Origin of the sequence: Bradyrhizobium cosmicum (assembly GCF_032290525.1) — a bacterium.
In the GTDB taxonomy this organism is placed as follows: Bacteria; Pseudomonadota; Alphaproteobacteria; order Rhizobiales; family Xanthobacteraceae; genus Bradyrhizobium; species Bradyrhizobium cosmicum_A.
Genome location: NZ_JASXTA010000170.1, coordinates 1 through 282 on the forward strand (window position 1 = coordinate 1; position 282 = coordinate 282).

Here is a 282-nt window from a genome sequence, read left to right on the forward strand (position 1 = left end):
GGATAGGCGTCGGTGATCGCCTTGCGCGACAACAGCAGCTTCAACACGTCGCGGGCGCGGATCGGATCGAGTGCGACGGTGATCCCCGATCCGAGGGCCTCCTCGATGAGGACGTCGTCGGCGGCCTCGCGGGCCATGGATGCTCCCGCCCGCGCGGCCCTCAGCACGTCGGCTGGACGGATGTACTCCGGCTGTGCGCCCATGCGTTCCCTCCCGATGACAGCGGCGGCTCCGACTCGTTGTGAGCGAAGTCATACCCGCGTGGCCGAGATTAGTACGTTG

At 67.4% G+C, this 282-nt stretch carries 1 protein-coding gene; it reads right to left on the reverse strand.

Annotation, left to right across the window (positions count from 1 at the left end; genetic code table 11):
- A partial coding sequence (locus QSV46_RS39525; RefSeq protein ID WP_314964065.1) for a hypothetical protein occupies positions 1-203 on the reverse strand: 203 nt, incomplete at its 3' end.
- Between the last annotated feature and the right edge of the window lie 79 nt (positions 204-282).